Below are 17,272 nucleotides of genomic sequence, written 5' to 3'. Positions count from 1 at the left end.
CCTTTGACTACGGTTGGTTAGACGGACAGATATTTCGAGACTTGCGCGGCATCGACGGCATCGCGCGGATCGTCACGCACGATCTCGCCGTTCTCGATCACCAGAACGCGGTCGGCGATATCGAGCGCGAAGCTCAGGACCTGCTCGGACACGACGATGGAGAGCCCCTTTTCGTCGCGGATGCGCTTCAGGGTGCGCGCCATCTCCTTGATGATCGACGGCTGGATGCCTTCGGTCGGCTCGTCCAGCAGCAGAACCTTCGGCTTGGTTGCGAGCGCGCGCGCGATCGCGAGCTGCTGCTGCTGGCCGCCGGACAAGTTGCCGCCGCGGCGACCCTTCATTTCCAGCAGCACGGGGAACAGTTCGTAGATGTCGCCCGGCACCTCGGAGCCACCGGAGACGACGAGGCCGGTCTCGATGTTCTCCTTCACCGTCATGGTCGAGAAGATCATGCGGCCCTGCGGCACGTAAGCGAGGCCCTTGGCGACGCGCTCGTAGCTCTTGAGGCTGCCGAGCTCGGCGCCGTCCATGGTCACCGAGCCGCGTCTCGCGGGCAGGATGCCCATCAGCGACTTCATCAGCGTGGTCTTGCCCATGCCGTTGCGGCCCATGATCGCCACGATCTCGTTGGGCGCGACCTTGACGTTGAGCCCGTGCAGCACCTCGCTCTGGCCATAGGCAACATGGAGATCGGAAATTGCCAGCATCAGCGTGTTCCTGATTCAGAGTGAATGGTGAGGCACGAACGCCTTCCTTCTTCCCTTGTGGGAGAAGGTGGCGCGGACGCAGTCCGCGACGGATGAGGGGTCTGCATCCGCGGATGCACGAGGCAGTTTGACGCGCGGAGAGACACCCCTCACCCGGATCGCATCCGGCGATGCGATCCGACCTCTCCCACAAGGGGAGAGGTGCACCGCCCGAGCCGCAACTGTTTCACTCACCTTCGCCATCGCTCAGTGCCCCAGATAGACTTCGACGACCTTGGGATCGTTCTTCACCTTCTCCATGGTGCCCTCGGAGAGGATCTGGCCCTGGTGCAGCACGGTCACCTTGTGCGCGATGTCCTCGACGAACTTCATGTCGTGCTCGATCACCAGCACCGAGCGGTTCTTGATGATGCGGTTGAGCAATTCGGCGGTCTTGGCGCGCTCGGACACACTCATCCCGGCGACGGGCTCATCGAGCATCAGGAGATCGGGGTCCTGAATCAGCAGCATGCCGATCTCGAGCCATTGCTTCTGGCCGTGGCTGAGCTCGTCGGCATAGGTATTGAGCTTGTCCTTGAGGAAGATCATCTCCGCGATCTCCTCGACCCTGTCCTTCACCAGCTGGTCGCGCTGAAAGGTCAGCGAGCCGAACACGCTGCGGCCGCGGGGGAATGAGATCTCGAGGTTCTCGAACACGGTGAGATCCTCGAACACCGACGGCGTCTGGAACTTGCGTCCGACGCCGGTCTGCACGATCTCGTTCTCCTTCATCTTCGTGAGCTCCTTGCCACGAAACTGAATCGAGCCCGAGGTCGCCTTGGTCTTGCCGCAGATCAGGTCGAGCACCGTGGTCTTGCCGGCACCGTTCGGACCGATGATGACGCGAATCTCGTTCTCCTCGACATAGAAGGAGAGATCGTTGACCGCCTTGAATCCGTCGAACGAGACGGTCAGGCCGGAGACGGCGAGCAGGAAGTCCTTCGGCTGATGACCGATGAGCATGATCTATCTCCTCACTGCCAGCGTGGCATCGGCATCGTGATGACCGATGAGCATGATCTATCTCCTCACTGCCAGCGTGGCATCGGCATCGTGATGACCGATGAGCATGATGGCCTCCCTCACTCTGCCGGCGCGCCGTCGGCGACCGAATTGTCGTTCCAGCCCGGCTTCGCCTTGCGCGAGGCGAACAGCCGATCGATGCGCGGCTGCACGTAGTCGGCCCAGAGCCCGGACAGACCATTGGGGAAGGCGAGCACGACCGCGATGAACAACGCGCCGAGGCCGAACAGCCAGAGTTGCGGGAAGGATTCGGACAGGCTGGTCTTGGCGAAATTCACCAGGATGGCGCCCCAGATCGCGCCGAAGATCGACATGCGCCCGCCGACCGCGGTGTAGATCACCATCTCGATCGACGGTACGATGCCGACGAAGGACGGCGACATGAAACCGACATTGAGCGCGAACATGGCGCCGCCGATCGCAGCGAAGACCGCCGCCATGCAGAAGGCGAAGATCTTGAAATTGGCGACGCTGTAGCCGGAGAAGCGGACGCGGTCCTCCTGCTCACGCATCGCCACCAGGATGCGGCCGAGCTTGGTCAGGCGGATGAACTGCGCGATGCCGATGCAGGCGAACAGCAGCACCACTTCGACGAAGTACAGGATGATCTTGGCGTGGTCGGGCCGGATGTCCCAGCCCTTGAGCGTGCGCAGATCGGTCATGCCGTTGATGCCGCCGGTGTAGCCCTGCTGCCCGACGATCAGGATGGTGAGGATGGCGGCCACGGCCTGGGTGATGATCGCGAAATAGGTGCCGCCGACGCGGCGCTTGAACATCGCGGTGCCGATGATCAGGGCGAACAGGCCGGGGACTAGGATGATGGCGAGGATGGTGAAGGTGAGGCTGTGGAACGGCTGCCAGAACAGCGGCAGTGACGTGATCTGATTCCAGTCCATGAAATCGGGGATGCCGGGCGTCGACTGGATCTTGGTGTTCTCGACGCTGGAGGCCTCGAGCTTGAGGAACATCGCCATGCAATAGCCGCCGAGGCCGAAGAAGACGCCCTGCCCCAGGCTCAGGATGCCGCCATAGCCCCAGCACAGCACGAGGCCGAGTGCGACGAAGGCGTAGGTCAGGTATTTCGCGACCAGATTCAGGCGGAATACGTCCAGCGTCAGCGGCAGGATCACGAACAGCACGGCGGCAAGCGCAATGAAGCCCATCAGTTCGGATCGGTTGAAGAAGCGTGAGTTGATGATCATGACTTGCCTGCTTCTCGTTATTTGCGAACCTTGAGGGCGAAGAGACCCTGCGGTCGCAGCATCAGGATGCCGACGACCGCGAGCAGCGTGAGCACCTTGGCCATCGAGCCCGACATGAAGAATTCGAGCGTCGATTGCGTCTGCGAGATCGAGAAGGCGGAGGCGATGGTGCCGAGCAGGCTGGCGGCGCCGCCGAACACGACGACCAGGAACGTATCGACGATGTAGAGCTGCCCCGACGTCGGCCCGGTCGAGCCGATCATGGTGAACGCGCTGCCGGCGACGCCCGCGATGCCGCAGCCGAGTCCGAAGGTGTAGCGGTCAACCTTCTCGGTGTTGATGCCGACCGCGCCGGCCATGATGCGGTTCTGCACGACGGCGCGAACCTGGCGGCCCCAGCGCGACATATAGAGAACGTAGGCGACTGCGATGGTGATCAGCACGGTGAGACACATCACGAAGACGCCGTTGATCGGCACCTCAATGCTGTCGGTGACGCGCAGCGAACCCAGCATCCACTGCGGCAGCTCGACGCCGACCTCGCGCGCGCCGAACACGGAACGATAGGCCTGCTGCAGCATCAGGCTGAGGCCCCAGGTCGCCAGCAGCGTATCCAGCGGGCGCTTGTAAAGGTGCCGTATCAGCCCCCACTCTACCACCATCCCCAGCGCACCGGAGGCGAGGAAGGCGAGGATCATCGCGAGGAAGAAGTAGCCGGCGAACAGACCCGGCAAATACGCCTGGAAGAGATTGGAGGTCATCCAGGTGACGTAGGCCCCGAGGATCATGAACTCGCCATGGGCCATGTTGATGACGCCCATCTGGCCGAAGATGATGGCAAGCCCGAGCGCCATCAGGACGTAGACCGAGAACAGGATCAGCCCGGCAAAGCCCTGCATGACGAAGATGGAGCCGAGATCACCAAGCGAGTAGTCGCCGAACATCGATGTCCTCCGTCGGGGATAAGGGTCCCGCGTCGCGATGCAGTGTCGCGACGCGGGGTCTTGGGCATGGACTTGCAATCCACGCCAGGGAGCGGTTTGCCTTCTGGGGAAACTGCGGCGGACGCCGCGGCTCTTACTGATAGCCCTTGGGGAACGGATCCGGCTCGACGAGATCGGCGGTCTCGTAGATCAACTCGAACTGGCCATCGAGCTTGGCGCGCCCCACCCGGGTCTTCGACCAGAGGTGATGGTTCTCGTGGATGCGCACATAGCCTTCCGGCGCGCCCTTGAACTCGACACCCGTAGAAGCCGTAGCGATCTTGTCGACGTCGAAGGAGCCGGCCTTCTCGACCGTCAGCTTCCACAGCCACGGGCCGAGATAGGCAGCCTGGGTGACGTCTCCGATGACAGTCTTCTCGCCCCACATCTTCTTGAAGGCCGAGACGAAAGCCTTGTTGTTCGCGTTGTCGAGCGACTGGAAATACTTCATGCAGGCATAGGCGCCCGCAATGTTCTCGCCGCCGATGCCGTCGATTTCATCTTCGGTCACCGAGATCGTCAGCAGCGCCTGCTTGGAGAGATCGATGCCGGCCGCCTTGAGCTGCTTGTAGAACGCGACGTTCGAGCCGCCGACGACGTCGGTGAAGATCACGTCCGGCTTGGTCAGCTTGATCTTGTTGATGACCGAGTTGAACTGCGTCGAGCCCAGCGCATAATATTCCTCGCCGACGACCTTGCCCTTGAGCACGTTTTCGACGTGCTTGCGCGCGATCTTGTTCGAGGTACGCGGCCAGATGTAATCCGAGCCGATGAAGAAGAACGACTTGGCGCCCTTCTCCTTGGCGATCCAGTTGAGGCCGGCGAGAATCTGCTGCGTCGCTTCCTGGCCAGTGTAGATCACGTTCTTGGATTGCTCGAGGCCTTCGTAGAAGGTCGGGTAGTAGAGCATGCCGTTATACTGCTCGACGACCGGCAGCACCGCCTTGCGGGAGGCCGAGGTCCAGCAACCCATGATCGCCGCAACCTTGTCGTTGACGAGGAGCTTCTTCGCCTTCTCGGCGAAGGTCGGCCAGTCCGATGCGCCGTCCTCCTGGATAAACTTGATCTTGCGGCCGAGCACGCCGCCCGCCGCGTTGATCTGCTCGATGGCGAGCTTTTCGGCCTGGATCGAGCCGGTCTCGGAGATCGCCATGGTGCCGGTCGCCGAATGCAGGATGCCGACCGTCACCTCGGTGTCGGTGACCGCAAGACCCGTGGTGTTGACCGCCGAGGTCGCCGGGGCCTGGGCAAATGCCCCCCGCGGCAGCATCGTCATGGCCGGCACGGCGGCCATTCCCATCAATAACTTGCGCCGAAACGGCGACAACAGGCCCTTGTTTCCTTCGTCCGACATGAGCACCCCACTTTTTGTTCGAGAACACGCGATTGGTGCCGTGAGGATGGCGCGGATCTGGGCGGCGGAAGCATACGCAAGATCGCGTATACTGCACCGCAAAATGCCGACGTAGGCTTTTGGTACGGAATTTGCGAGGGCTCTGGGTCCGTATCGGGAGTGGGGTAGAGCGTGGCAGGGCGGCAGCGAATAGACCGCGTCAGGCGCCAGTACAACCAATGGGTCGCCAACCAGACGCTGGAAGACTACGCGCTGCGCTTCACGGCCAAGAGCGCACGCCGCTGGTCCGCCGCCCGGGTCGCCAACACTGCGCTGGGCGCGATCTCGTTTCTGGCGATGGAGGCGATCGGCGGCACCATCACCCTGAACTACGGCGTCACCAACGCCACCGCCGCCATTCTCGTGGTTTCCCTCATCATCTTCTGCTGCGGGGTTCCGATCGCCTATTATGCCGCCAAATGCGGCATCGACATCGACCTGCTGACGCGCGGCGCCGGTTTCGGCTACATCGGCTCGACCGTCACCTCGCTGATCTACGCGTCCTTCACCTTCATCTTCTTCGCGATCGAGGCGGTGATCCTCGCGTCCGCGCTCGAAATGTGCTTCGGGATTCCGCGGCCGGTCGGCTACCTCATCAGCGCCGTCGTCATCATCCCGCTGGTCGCTTACGGCATCACGCTGATCAGCCGCTTCCAATTGTGGACGCAGCCGCTGTGGATCGTGCTGCACATCATCCCGTTCGCGGCGATCGCCTGGCACAACCCGCACTCCTTCACGGAATGGCACAAGTTTTCCGGCGAGCACGGCGATCTCGACGGACATTTCGATCTGCTGCTGTTCGGTGTCGCGGCCTCGGTCGTGTTTTCGCTGGTGGCGCAGATCGGCGAGCAGGTCGACTTCCTGCGCTTCCTGCCGCGCGATCGCCGCGCGTCCAGGGCCTCCTGGTGGATGGCGCTAATGAGCGCAGGTCCCGGCTGGATCGTGCTGGGCGCGCTGAAGCTGCTGGCGGGTTCGTTCCTCGCCTTCTTCGCGCTCAGCCACGGGGTGCCGCCCGAGGAGGCCGCCGAGCCGGCGCACATGTATCTCGAAGCGTTCCGCTACGTGCTGTCGCAGCCCGATCTTGCGCTGGCCTTGACCGGAACGTTCGTGATCCTGTCGCAGGTCAAGATCAACGTCACCAACGCCTATGCCGGCTCGATCGCCTGGTCGAACTTCTTCTCGCGTCTGACCCACAGCCATCCCGGCCGCGTCGTTTGGCTGGTCTTCAACGTCATCGTGGCGCTGCTGTTGATGGAGATCGGGGTCTACAAGGCCCTGGAGCAGACGCTGGCTCTGTATTCGAACGTCGCGATCGCCTGGGTCGGCGCGCTGGTCGCCGATCTCATCGTCAACAAGCCGCTCGGATTGCGGCCGCCGCAGATCGAATTCAAGCGCGCGCATCTCTACGACGTCAATCCGGTCGGCGTGGGCGCGATGACGATCGCGACCATCGTCTCGATCAGCGCCTTTTACGGCCTGTTCGGGCCCACCGCGAAGGCGCTGTCGGCCTTCATCGCGCTGGCGGTTGCCTTCATCGCGGCACCGTTGATTGCCTGGGCGACGGACGGCAAGTACTACATCGCACGCAAGCCGAAGCGGAGCTGGCAGAACCTCGAGTCGATCCAGTGCTGCATCTGCGAACACGCGTTCGAGCCGGAGGACATGGCCTCCTGCCCCGCTTACGCCGGGCCGATCTGCTCCCTGTGCTGTTCGCTGGACGCGCGCTGTCACGATCTCTGCAAGCCGCACGCGCGGATCCAGGCGCAGGTGTCGGAGACGCTGGGCAAGCTGATGCCGCAGCCGCTCTATGCGCGGATCAACTCGCAGCTCGGCCACTATATCGGCGTGTTCGTGGTCTCCGCGGGCCTCGTCGCGCTGGTGCTCGGGCTGATCTATCTGCAGACGTCGGCGAGCGTGCATGGCGAGAACACGCTCGTCTCCGAGGTGCTGTGGAAGGTGTTCTTCTCGCTCAGCATCATCATCGGCGTGGTGGCCTGGCTGTTCGTGCTGGCGCAGCAGAGCCGCCGCGCGGCCGAAGCCGAGACACGGCGGCAGACGACGCTGCTGATCCAGGAGATCGACGCGCACAAGCGCACCGACGCCGAGCTCCAGCGCGCCAAGGAAGTGGCCGAATCCGCCAACCTCGCCAAGAGCCGCTATGTGGTGGGCCTGAGCCACGAGCTGCGCTCGCCGCTGAACGCGATCAGCGGCTACGCCCAGCTGCTGGAGCAGGATGCGACGCTGAGCACCAAGCCGCGCGACCAGGTCCGCGTCGTCCGCCGCAGCGCCGACCACCTCTCCGGCCTGATCGACGGCATTCTGGACATCTCCAAGATCGAGGCAGGGCGGCTGTATCTGTCGCGCGACGAGGTGCGCCTCGGCGAATTCCTCGATCAGCTCGTCGGCATGTTCCGCTTGCAGGCCGCGGCCAAGGGCATCGACTTCGTGTTCCGGCGGCCGCCATACCTGCCGCTGGTGGTCTATGCCGACGAGAAGCGGCTGCGCCAGGTGTTGATCAATCTGCTCTCCAACGCCATCAAGTTCACCCAGAGCGGCAGCGTGCAGTTCGTCGTGCACTATCGCAGCCCCGTCGCCGAGTTCGAAGTGATCGACACCGGCCCGGGCATCCGCGCCGACGACCTCGAACGCATCTTCGCGCCCTTCGAACGCGGCGCGCTCGGCGTCTCGCAACCGCAGACCGGCACCGGGCTCGGCCTGACCATCAGCCGCCTGCTGGCCGGGGTGATGGGCGGCGATATCAAGGTGACGAGCACGGTCGGCACCGGTTCGACCTTCAAGGTCAAGATTCTGCTCTCGGAGGTCACCAATCCGCGGCGCATCGCGCCGGTGGAGGCGCCGGTCTCCGGCTATCACGGCGCGCGCAAGACCATCCTCGTCACCGACGACGATCCCGTCCATCGCGACCTGCTGCGCGAGGTGCTGACGCCGCTCGGTTTCATCCTGCTCAGCGCCCCCGATGGGCCCGGCTGCCTCGCGCTGGCACAGCATTGCCGGCCCGATCTGTTCCTGCTCGACATCACGATGCCGGCCATGGACGGCTGGGCCGTCGCGGAGGCCTTGCGCGCGAGCGGCCATCACCAGGCGCGCATCCTCATGGTGTCGGCAAGCGCGCTGGAGGCCCACGGCACCCCGCTGGCGCAGCCCTTCCACGACGGCTATCTGATGAAGCCGATCGACATCCCCCGTCTCCTGGAGACGATCCGCCACCTGCTCAAGATCGAATGGCAATACGGCTCGGACGAGATCGCGGTGCCGTTCTGGCGTCCCGAGACCGGATCAAGGCCGCCGGCGCGGCACATCGAGGCGCTGATCGGGCTCGGCCAGATCGGCTACGTCAAGGGCATCCAGTTGAAGCTGGACGAGATCGGCAGCGAGCATCCCGAGCATGCCGACTTCGTCGCACAGATGCGGTCGCTGGTCGACCGCTTCGATCTCGATCAGTACATGGACACATTGAAGACATTGCATGCGCATGAGCATTGAACCGAAGAAGCGCGACGTCGCGCTCGTTGTCGATGACTCTCCGGAGACGCTGCGGCTGCTGACCGATGCGCTCGACGGCGCCGGCATGACGGTGATGGTGGCGCTCGACGGCGCAGCCGCGATGCGTATCGTCGACCAGATCACGCCCGACATCGTGCTGCTCGATGCCGTGATGCCCGGCATCGACGGCTTCGAGACCTGCCGCCGGCTCAAGCGCGACGCGGACCTTGCCAATGTCCCTGTCATCTTCATGACGGGCCTCGCCGAAACCGAGCACATCGTGCGCGGGCTCGAGGCCGGCGGCGTCGACTACGTGACCAAGCCGATCGTGATCGAGGAGATGCTGGCGCGCATTCGCGTCCATCTCGGCAATGCCCGGCTGACGCAGAGCGCGCGCGCCGCGCTCGACGTCTCCGGCCGCTTCCTGTTCGCGGTCAACCTCCAGGGCAACGTGCTGTGGGCGACGCCGCAGGCGCAAAAGCTGATGTCGGACCATCAGGGCGCGCAGGCCGACGATTTCGTCCTGTCGCCATTGCTGCTGCAATGGCTGGAGCAGGCCAAGGCCAAGGGCAGCTCGAAGTCGCAGGCGACCTCGTTACCCGACAATCCGCAACTCCGGCTCTACTACATGGGCGAAACGGCGCCGAACGAGTTTCTGCTGCGGCTCTCCAGGGAGTCCGGCACCGCACTGCCTCCCGAATTCACCAGCGAGCTCGGCCTCACCACCCGCGAGGGCGAGGTGCTCGCCTGGCTCAGCAAGGGCAAGACCAACCGCGACATCGCGCAGATCCTCGGCCTCAGCCCGCGCACGGTCGACAAGCATCTGGAGCAGATCTATGCCAAGCTCGGCGTCGAGAACCGGACCGCAGCCGCAGCGATTGCGGCGAATGCGACGCGGCGGAATTCGTGAGCGTGAGTTGACACGCCACCGACCCAACAACCGGTGTCGTCCCGGACAAGCGCAGCGCAGATCCGGGATCCATAACCACAGGGAGACGTTTGGCGAGGACTCGGAGTGGTCAGCTCGCGCCATAATCACTCCCTGTGGTTATGGGTCCCGGGTTCGCTTCGCACCCCGGGACAACAGTGGAGTGTGTGGCGAGCGCGTCCGCCGCAATGGCCGCCTCCTCCCCACTCACCCGTACACAAACGCCTTGTCGTCCAGATCCGTCTTCGGAATCTCGTCCTTCTCGGTCCAGTAATCCTGGCTGTGCTGCCATTCCGGCTTGTCGCCGCGCTTGGGCAACAGGCCCATGTTGCGCATCATGTAGCCGGGGTTGAAGTTTTCCGGATCGATCCAGGGCAGGATCGGCATGTTGTGGTCTTCGGGGCGCAGTTTCACCTCGACCTTCCTCGCGCCCTTCGCCTTCATGTGACCGAGCAACCGGCAGACGAAGTCGGCGACGAGATCGACGCGTAGCGTCCAGCTGGCGCGGAAATAGCCGAACACCCAGACCATGTTCGGAACGCCCGTGAACATCATGCCGCGATAGGTGACGGTGTCGCCGAAGGCGAGCGGCTTGCCGTCGATCTCGAAAGCGATGTCGCCGAGCGCGGCGAGATTGAAGCCGGTTGCGGTCACGATGATTTCGGCTTCGAGCAGCTTGCCCGATTTCAGCTGGATGCCGTTCTCGACGAAGCACTCGATCTCGTCGGTGACGACAGAGGCCTTGCCGCCGGCAATGCCCTTGAACAGGTCGGCATCCGGCACGAAGGCGATGCGCTGCCGCCACGGCCGGTAGGTCGGCGTGAAGTGCGTCTCGACATCGTAGTCGGGACCGAGCACGGCGCTGATCTGGCCGATCAGCTCCTTCTTCACCTGCTCGGGCTTGGATACGCAGAGCTTGGTGAAGGCATCCTGCTCGAACAGGATCTTGCGCCGCACGATCTCGTGGATCCACTCCTCGTCGACCTGAAGCCGGCGCAGCTCCTCCGCGATCTCGATGGCGTTGCGGCCGAGTCGGAAATAGGTCGGCGAGCGCTGCAGCATGGTGACATGCGCGCATTTGTCCGCGATGTTCGGCACCAGCGTTGCCGCCGTGGCACCCGAACCGATCACGACCACTTTCTTGTTCGTGAGGTCAATGTCGTCGGGCCAGGTCTGGGGATGGACGATGCGGCCCTTGAAACGGTCCATGCCCTTCCATTCCGGCGTATAGCCTTCCGAATGGCGGTAATAGCCCTGACACATCCAGAGAAAATTCGCGGTGAACGTCCTTGCTTCGCCAGTATCGGTCGTCACCGCCTCGACGGTCCAGAGATTCTGTTCGCTCGACCAGCTCGCGGAATTGATCTTGTGCTTGTAGCGGATGTGCTTCGCAAGATCGTTCTCTTCGATCACCTCGTTCATGTAGGCGAGAATCTCTTCGGCGGTCGCGATCGGCGGTCCGACCCACGGCTTGAAGCGATAGCCGAAGGTATGGAGATCGCTGTCGGAGCGGATGCCGGGATAGCGATGCGTGATCCAGGTGCCGCCAAAGCTCGCCTGCGTCTCCAGGATGACGAAGCTCGTCCCCGGAAGCTGCTTTGTCAGATGATAGGCGCTGCCGATGCCGGAGATGCCGGCGCCGACGATCAGCACGTCGAAATGCTCTGAAGCTTGCTTGGTTGTGGCATGACTGCGAACGGCGACATTCATTGTTGTTTCTATGCCTTGCTTGTTCTTGTGGCCGCCCTTGACCGGACGGCGCGTTTCCTCCGCGACGGGCAGTTTCGCTCGCCGCGCTTCCGCTACAAAATGACATAGATCAAGTGCGGGTCAAATCACAGCGCCGCACCCCAGCTCCGCGCGGTCTGCAAGATCCAGTCGCGATAGAGCGTGAGCGGCGTGACGCCGGTCAATCCGCCGCAACCGGCGGCGCCGTTCGGCCCTGTGGACCAGCTGACGAGGCCGACGAGAACGGCACCATTCGGCCTGTCCTCGAACACGGGACCGCCGGAATCGCCGGTGCAGGCACCGATTCCCTCGCGAACGCCGTTGGTTACGGGATCGACCAGCCGGATCTGGAGCGTGCCGGGCTGGCCTGTGGCGACAAGCGCGGCAACACGCGTCGTACCGCCGCTCTTGCCTTCGCCGCGAACGGTGACGCCGATGCCGGCGATGACGAAACGGCTGCCGACCTGAATCGGAATGGTCGGCATGCCGACCGTCACCGTGGATTTTCCCTTGAGTGGAATTTCCAGTTGCAGCAATGCCACGTCGGCGGTGGCGCGGTGCGACTGCATCGCCTGCATGTTGAAGTTCGGATGGATCGCGACCGCGCGCACGTTCAGCAATTGCGGCGCACCGTCGGCGCCGCGTTCGACCACCTTGTAGTCCGCGCCTGGCTGCACGCAGTGCGCGACGGTCAGGACAACGCGTGGCGCAATCAAGCTGCCGGTGCAGAAATTGCCGCGCGAGCCGACGATGGTGACGATTGCGCGCGCGACACCATCGGCCTGCGGCGTGCCGCCGCCGACGATGGCATGAGCTGGCCCGACGGTCAGCAGCGCAGCTATGACGAGAGTTGCAAGCTTCTTCATGGGAACATGCTTCGGCATCGGTGATAGCGGGAGATTGCTTCGGACTGGCTCTTGCCGATAGCGCATGCTAGCCGTCTTGGAAAGGAATTGACGAGGGCAGGACATTGGCGATCGAGGCTGTAATCTTTGATTTTGGCGGCGTGCTGACGAGTTCGCCCTTTGAGGCATTCGCGCGGTTCGAGACGGCGCGTGGCCTGCCCATCGACATCATCCGGCGCACCAACGCCGCCAACCATCTGGAAAACGCCTGGGCCAAGTTCGAGCGGGCCGAGGTCGATATCGAGACGTTCGATCAATTGTTCGCCGAGGAATCTCGCGCGCTCGGCGCCGAGGTGCGCGGCCGCGAAGTGCTGCCGCTGCTGCAGGGCGACTTGCGCCCGGAGATGGTCGAGGCCTTGAAGCGCATCAAGGCGCAGTTCAAGACCGGCTGCATCACCAACAACCTCCCGGCCAATGCGATCGGCAGCCTGACGGGGCGCTCGCTCTACATTGCCGAGGTGATGGTGCTGTTCGACCACGTGATCGAATCCGCCAAGATCGGCCTGCGCAAGCCGGACCCGCGCATTTACGCGCTGATGGTAGACACATTGAGGGTCGATCCGAAGAACTGCGTCTATCTCGACGATCTCGGCGTCAACCTCAAGCCCGCGCGCGAGATGGGCATGACCACGATCAAGGTAACGAGCGGCGCACAGGCCATCGCCGAGCTCGAGAAGGCGACGGGGCTGAAGCTAGGGTAGCGCGTCAGTCTCCGTCATTGCGAGGCAATCCAGGGTGTTTCCGCGCAGAGATTCTGGATTGCTTCGCTGCGCTCGCAATGACGGTGCGGGAGCATCCCGCCTGTCAGATTGACTATCCCGCCGCGGCCGCGATGCGCTCGGGAAATGCCGCCGCCAGCGCGGCACGATCCGGCTTCAGCACGCCGCGCTCGGTGATGAGACCTGTGACAAGGCGCGCCGGCGTCACGTCGAAGGCATAGTTCGCGACCGGCGAACCCTCCGGCACGATCCGCACCGTCTCCAGCCGGCCGTCGGCCGTGCGGCCGGTCATATCGGTGACCTCGACGCCGCTGCGCTGCTCGATCGGGATGTCGCGGATGCCGTCATGGACGGCGAAATCGATCGTCGGCGACGGCAGCGCGACGTAGAACGGCACGTTGTTGTCGTGCGCGGCGAGCGCCTTCAGATAAGTGCCGATCTTGTTGCAGACGTCACCATTGGCGGCGACGCGGTCGGTGCCGACGATGGCGAGATCGACCATGCCGTGCTGCATCAGATGCCCGCCGGTATTGTCGGGGATCACGGTGTGCGGCACGCCGTGATGGCCGAGCTCCCATGCGGTGAGCGATGCGCCCTGGTTGCGCGGACGCGTCTCGTCGACCCAGACGTGGATCTTGATGCCGCGCTCATGCGCAAGATAGATCGGCGCCGTCGCCGTGCCCCAATCGACGGTGGCGAGCCAGCCGGCGTTGCAATGGGTCAGCACGTTGACCGTCTCGCCCGGCTTCTTCGCCGCGATCGCCTCGATCAGCTTCAGACCGTTGCCGGCGATACCGCGATTGATCTCGACATCCTGCTCGACGATCTCGTCGGCGCGCGCATAAGCGGCCTCGGCTCTTTCAACGGGATCGATCGGCGTGAGCGTCGCACGCATCTCGTCCAGCGCCCATTTCAGATTGATCGCCGTCGGCCGCGCCACCACGAGCGTATCATACGCATGCTTCAGACCGGCGTCGGAGGCACCCTCGCGCATGGCGAGTGCCATGCCGTAGGCCGCGGTGGCACCGATCAGCGGCGCGCCGCGTACCAGCATGTCGCGGATGGCAACGGCCGCGTCTTCGCACGAGGTCAGCTTGGCGACGACGAACTCATGCGGCAGCCGGCGCTGATCGATCGCGCCGATCGACCAGCCGTCGTGTTCGCGCCAGATGCTGCGGAAATGCTTGCCGTCGACCTTCATGGCATTCTGCCTTTCGTATCACGCCCGCAGCACGCGCCCCGCCACCGCGTCGAGCTTCTTGAGGAGCTCGGGATCGCGCGCCTCGGGCGCCGTGATCAGCGCTGTGTCGAGCGCACGGTCCGAGCCGATCGGACACGGCTCATGTTCGCGCGGAAGATCCTTCGCCAGCCGCGCCACCAGCGCCTTCGCCTTGTCGGCGTTCGACGTCAACACGCGGATGATGTCCTGCACCGTGACGGCATCGTGGTCGGGATGCCAGCAATCGAAATCCGTCACCATCGCGACCGTGGCGTAGCAGATCTCCGCCTCGCGTGCGAGCTTCGCCTCGGGCATGTTGGTCATGCCGATCACGGAATAGCCCAGCGTCTTGTAGGTCATGCTCTCGGCATAGGTGGAGAATTGCGGCCCTTCCATGCAGACATAGGTTCCACCGCGCGCAATCGCGATATTCTCGGCTTCAGCCGCTGCCGCAAGGTGGATACGCAACCGCGGCGAGACCGGATGCGCCATCGACACATGCGCGACGCAACCCCGCCCGAAGAACGAGCTCTCGCGCTTGTGGGTACGGTCGACGAACTGATCGACGAGGACGAAGGTGCCGGGCGGAAGTTCCTCTCTAAACGAACCGCAGGCCGACAGCGAGATCAGGTCGGTGACCCCGGCGCGCTTGAGCACGTCGATATTGGCGCGATAGTTGATGTCGGAGGGCGACAGCCGATGGCCCTTGTCGTGCCGCGGCAGGAACACGATCGGCAGCCCGGCGATATTGCCGCGCCTCAAGGGGGCCGACGGCTCGCCCCAGGGACTCCTGATCACCTCTTCGCGCGCATCCTCGAGACCCGGCAGATCGTAGATGCCTGAACCGCCGATGATGCCCAATACCGCCTGCGCCATGCCTGCTCCACCCATCCGCCACGTGCGACATGGTTAAGCTATGCCAGTTTTGCGGCGGTTTTGGAACGGGGTGGAGGCGGATGGCGGTGTCGTGAGGAGGGCGGACCCCATATTCAGTGTCATCCCTGCAAACGCAGGGACGACCCGGGGAGATATCGGCGCGAATTAAGCCGCGTTCGCCAGCCGCAACTGGGTCGCCACCATCCGCTCCAGGGTCTCGACGGATTGGAAATTCTCCGGCGTGATCTCCGACTGCGGGATCGTGAAGTCGAACTCGGCTTCGACCCCGAGCATCAGATTGACCATGTCCATCGAGGTCAGGCCGGCGTCGACGAGCTTGGCGGAAGACGTGACGTCTGCGGTGAGTGAATTCTGTTCGAGGATGCCCTTCACCAGCTTGATGATGCGATTGCGCACGTCGGTATTGAAGGCCTGCATCGGCAAATTCCCATCTGTCTAACGAGTCGGATCGAACTGCCGGCTACGATGGGCACGGCTCGCCGGTCCTGCAATGGGCGTCACCAATACTTCGCGTTTCTTAGTAAACGATGACTCAGATTGTCCGGAATCCAGGCATTTTCCAGAGTCCTAACGCGACGCCGGAAAATCCGGTGATGCAAACAACCGGCCCTTAACTGTTCGTCCGGAATTGGGCTTTGTTTACCCTCTATTTCATCGACGAATTTGAATTAAATCCGTAGCCTCGTCTCATAAGCAAAGATGACCGGAGGATCGCTTTCAGCGGCGTCGCAATGATGCCGGCGATCCCGAACGGCGAACCGGAGGCGGACGAGCATGAACGTGCGTGAAGCAATCCTCACTGTCGACGAAGCGCAGGCGAGCTTCCTCGAGCAGGGTCCCTCCCTGATCGAGCGCGCCGCCCGGACCGCCGCTGCTGCGGCGGCCGACGCCGATGGGGTCGATCGCGACGCCCGTTTCCCGCACAAGGCTTTCGAGGTCGCCCGCGAGCAGAAGCTGCTCGGCGTCATGATCCCGGTCGAGTTCGGCGGCTTCGGCGCCTCCATCTACGACGTCACCGACATCTGCTACACGCTCGGGCGCGCCTGCGCCTCGACTGCGATGATTTACGCGATGCATCAGACCAAGGTCGCCTGCGTTATCAGGCACGGCCACGGCATCCCTTGGATGGAGACCATGATGCGCCGGGTCGCCCGCGACCAGTGGCTGCTCGCCTCCTCCACCACCGAAGGCCAGAATGGCGGCAACATTCGCGCCAGCGCCGCCGCCGTCGACCACGCCGGCGACACCATCTCGCTGGTGCGCGATGCCACCGTGATTTCCTACGGCGCCGAGGCCGACGGCCTCGTCACCATCGCCCGCCGCGCCACCGATGCCGCTGCCTCCGACCAGGTGCTGCTGGCACTCGCCAAGGACGACTACTCGCTGAAGCCGACTCTCGGCTGGGAAACGCTCGGAATGCGCGGCACCTGCTCGACCGGGTTCGAGCTGAAGGTCGACTGCCCCGCCGACCGCGTCTTCCCGGAATCCTACGACAAGATCCACGCCCAGACCATGACACCGTTCGCACATCTGTGCTGGTCGTCGGCCTGGGCCGGGATCGCCGCCGCAGCAGTAGCCCGCGCGCAGGCCTTCATCCGCAAGGCAGCCCGCAGCTCCGGCGGCCAGATGCCGCCGGCCGCGGCGCATTTCACCGCCGCCAAGATGTCGCTGGCAAAACTGCGCGCGCTGCTGTCGGCCAATATCGATGCCTTCGCCCGCGCCGAGCATGACGAGCGCGCTCTTGGCTCGCTCGACTTCCAATCCTCGATCACGCTTCTGAAGGTGCAGGCCTCCGAGCTCGCGGTCGAGACCGTGATGCATGCGATGCGCACGGCGGGCCTCTCCGGCTACCGCAACGACGGCGAGTTCACCATGGGCCGGCACCTCCGCGACGTGCTGTCGGCTCCGATCATGATCAACAACGACCGCATTCTGGCCAATGCCGCGACGCCGACGCTGATGAGCGGCGTGCCGGCAAGCCTTCGTGACTAAGTGCTTGGCGACTGAGCCGACAAGAGTAATTTT

General features: G+C 63.7%; 14 protein-coding genes. 4 read left to right on the top strand and 10 right to left on the bottom strand.

What is annotated here, in order from left to right; genetic code table 11:
* Positions 1–17: 17 nt before the first annotated feature.
* From urtE to urtA, 5 genes are all read right to left on the bottom strand, one after another.
* Positions 18–707, bottom strand: coding sequence for an urea ABC transporter ATP-binding subunit UrtE (urtE, locus tag AC066S_RS14035; protein WP_126257146.1), 690 nt, complete (start codon positions 705–707; stop codon positions 18–20).
* 246 nt (positions 708–953) lie between these two features.
* Positions 954–1,709, bottom strand: a complete 756-nt coding sequence (gene urtD / locus AC066S_RS14030) for an urea ABC transporter ATP-binding protein UrtD (protein ID WP_126257145.1) — start codon at positions 1,707–1,709, stop codon at positions 954–956.
* A 119-nt stretch (positions 1,710–1,828) separates the two neighbouring features.
* The gene (gene urtC, locus AC066S_RS14025) at positions 1,829–2,971 is read right to left on the bottom strand and encodes an urea ABC transporter permease subunit UrtC (RefSeq protein WP_164718535.1); all 1,143 of its coding nucleotides are present in this window, start codon (positions 2,969–2,971) and stop codon (positions 1,829–1,831) included.
* A 17-nt stretch (positions 2,972–2,988) separates the two neighbouring features.
* Positions 2,989–3,915 carry an urea ABC transporter permease subunit UrtB gene (gene urtB / locus AC066S_RS14020; protein ID WP_126257144.1) on the bottom strand — a complete coding sequence of 309 codons (927 nt, stop codon included), beginning with the start codon at positions 3,913–3,915 and terminating at the stop codon, positions 2,989–2,991.
* Between the two features lie 133 nt (positions 3,916–4,048).
* Positions 4,049–5,308: an urea ABC transporter substrate-binding protein gene (gene urtA / locus AC066S_RS14015; RefSeq protein WP_126257143.1), complete on the bottom strand. Its 1,260-nt coding sequence runs from the start codon at positions 5,306–5,308 to the stop codon at positions 4,049–4,051.
* 171 nt (positions 5,309–5,479) lie between these two features.
* Here urtA and AC066S_RS14010 point away from each other — a divergent pair, with 171 nt between their 5' ends.
* A complete protein-coding gene (locus AC066S_RS14010; protein ID WP_478269960.1) occupies positions 5,480–8,851 on the top strand; it encodes a hybrid sensor histidine kinase/response regulator in 3,372 nt (1,123 codons plus the stop codon).
* Positions 8,835–9,761, top strand: coding sequence for a response regulator transcription factor (locus AC066S_RS14005; RefSeq protein WP_164718534.1), 927 nt, complete (start codon positions 8,835–8,837; stop codon positions 9,759–9,761). The genes AC066S_RS14010 and AC066S_RS14005 overlap by 17 nt, the downstream gene beginning before the upstream one ends.
* Positions 9,762–9,986: 225 nt before the next feature.
* Here AC066S_RS14005 and AC066S_RS14000 read toward each other — a convergent pair whose 3' ends face one another.
* A complete protein-coding gene (locus AC066S_RS14000) occupies positions 9,987–11,489 on the bottom strand; it encodes a flavin-containing monooxygenase (RefSeq protein ID WP_478269959.1) in 1,503 nt (500 codons plus the stop codon).
* Between the two features lie 125 nt (positions 11,490–11,614).
* Positions 11,615–12,373 (bottom strand): S1 family peptidase, encoded by a 759-nt coding sequence (locus tag AC066S_RS13995; RefSeq protein WP_478269958.1) that lies wholly within the window; start codon positions 12,371–12,373, stop codon positions 11,615–11,617.
* Positions 12,374–12,477: 104 nt separating this feature from the next.
* Here AC066S_RS13995 and AC066S_RS13990 point away from each other — a divergent pair, with 104 nt between their 5' ends.
* Positions 12,478–13,113, top strand: a complete 636-nt coding sequence (locus AC066S_RS13990; protein ID WP_478269957.1) for an HAD-IA family hydrolase — start codon at positions 12,478–12,480, stop codon at positions 13,111–13,113.
* A gap of 112 nt (positions 13,114–13,225) precedes the next feature.
* Here the strand turns inward: AC066S_RS13990 and mtnA are convergent, their stop codons facing one another.
* The 3 genes from mtnA to AC066S_RS13975 form a co-directional block, all read right to left on the bottom strand.
* On the bottom strand, positions 13,226–14,332 hold the full coding sequence (mtnA, locus tag AC066S_RS13985; protein WP_478269956.1) for an S-methyl-5-thioribose-1-phosphate isomerase: 1,107 nt from the start codon (positions 14,330–14,332) through the stop codon (positions 13,226–13,228).
* 18 nt (positions 14,333–14,350) lie between these two features.
* Entirely contained in the window at positions 14,351–15,226 is an 876-nt protein-coding gene (locus tag AC066S_RS13980) for an S-methyl-5'-thioadenosine phosphorylase (RefSeq protein WP_126257137.1), read from the bottom strand.
* Between the two features lie 165 nt (positions 15,227–15,391).
* A complete protein-coding gene (locus AC066S_RS13975) occupies positions 15,392–15,664 on the bottom strand; it encodes a phosphopantetheine-binding protein (protein WP_126257136.1) in 273 nt (90 codons plus the stop codon).
* Positions 15,665–16,021: 357 nt separating this feature from the next.
* Here AC066S_RS13975 and AC066S_RS13970 point away from each other — a divergent pair, with 357 nt between their 5' ends.
* Entirely contained in the window at positions 16,022–17,239 is a 1,218-nt protein-coding gene (locus AC066S_RS13970; protein ID WP_478269955.1) for an acyl-CoA dehydrogenase family protein, read from the top strand.
* Positions 17,240–17,272 lie beyond the last annotated feature (33 nt).

This window comes from Bradyrhizobium sp. CFUWI (genome assembly GCF_056429085.1).
The sequence above is the reverse complement of the archived record's forward strand: the minus strand, read 5'-3'. Positions and strand labels throughout refer to the sequence as shown.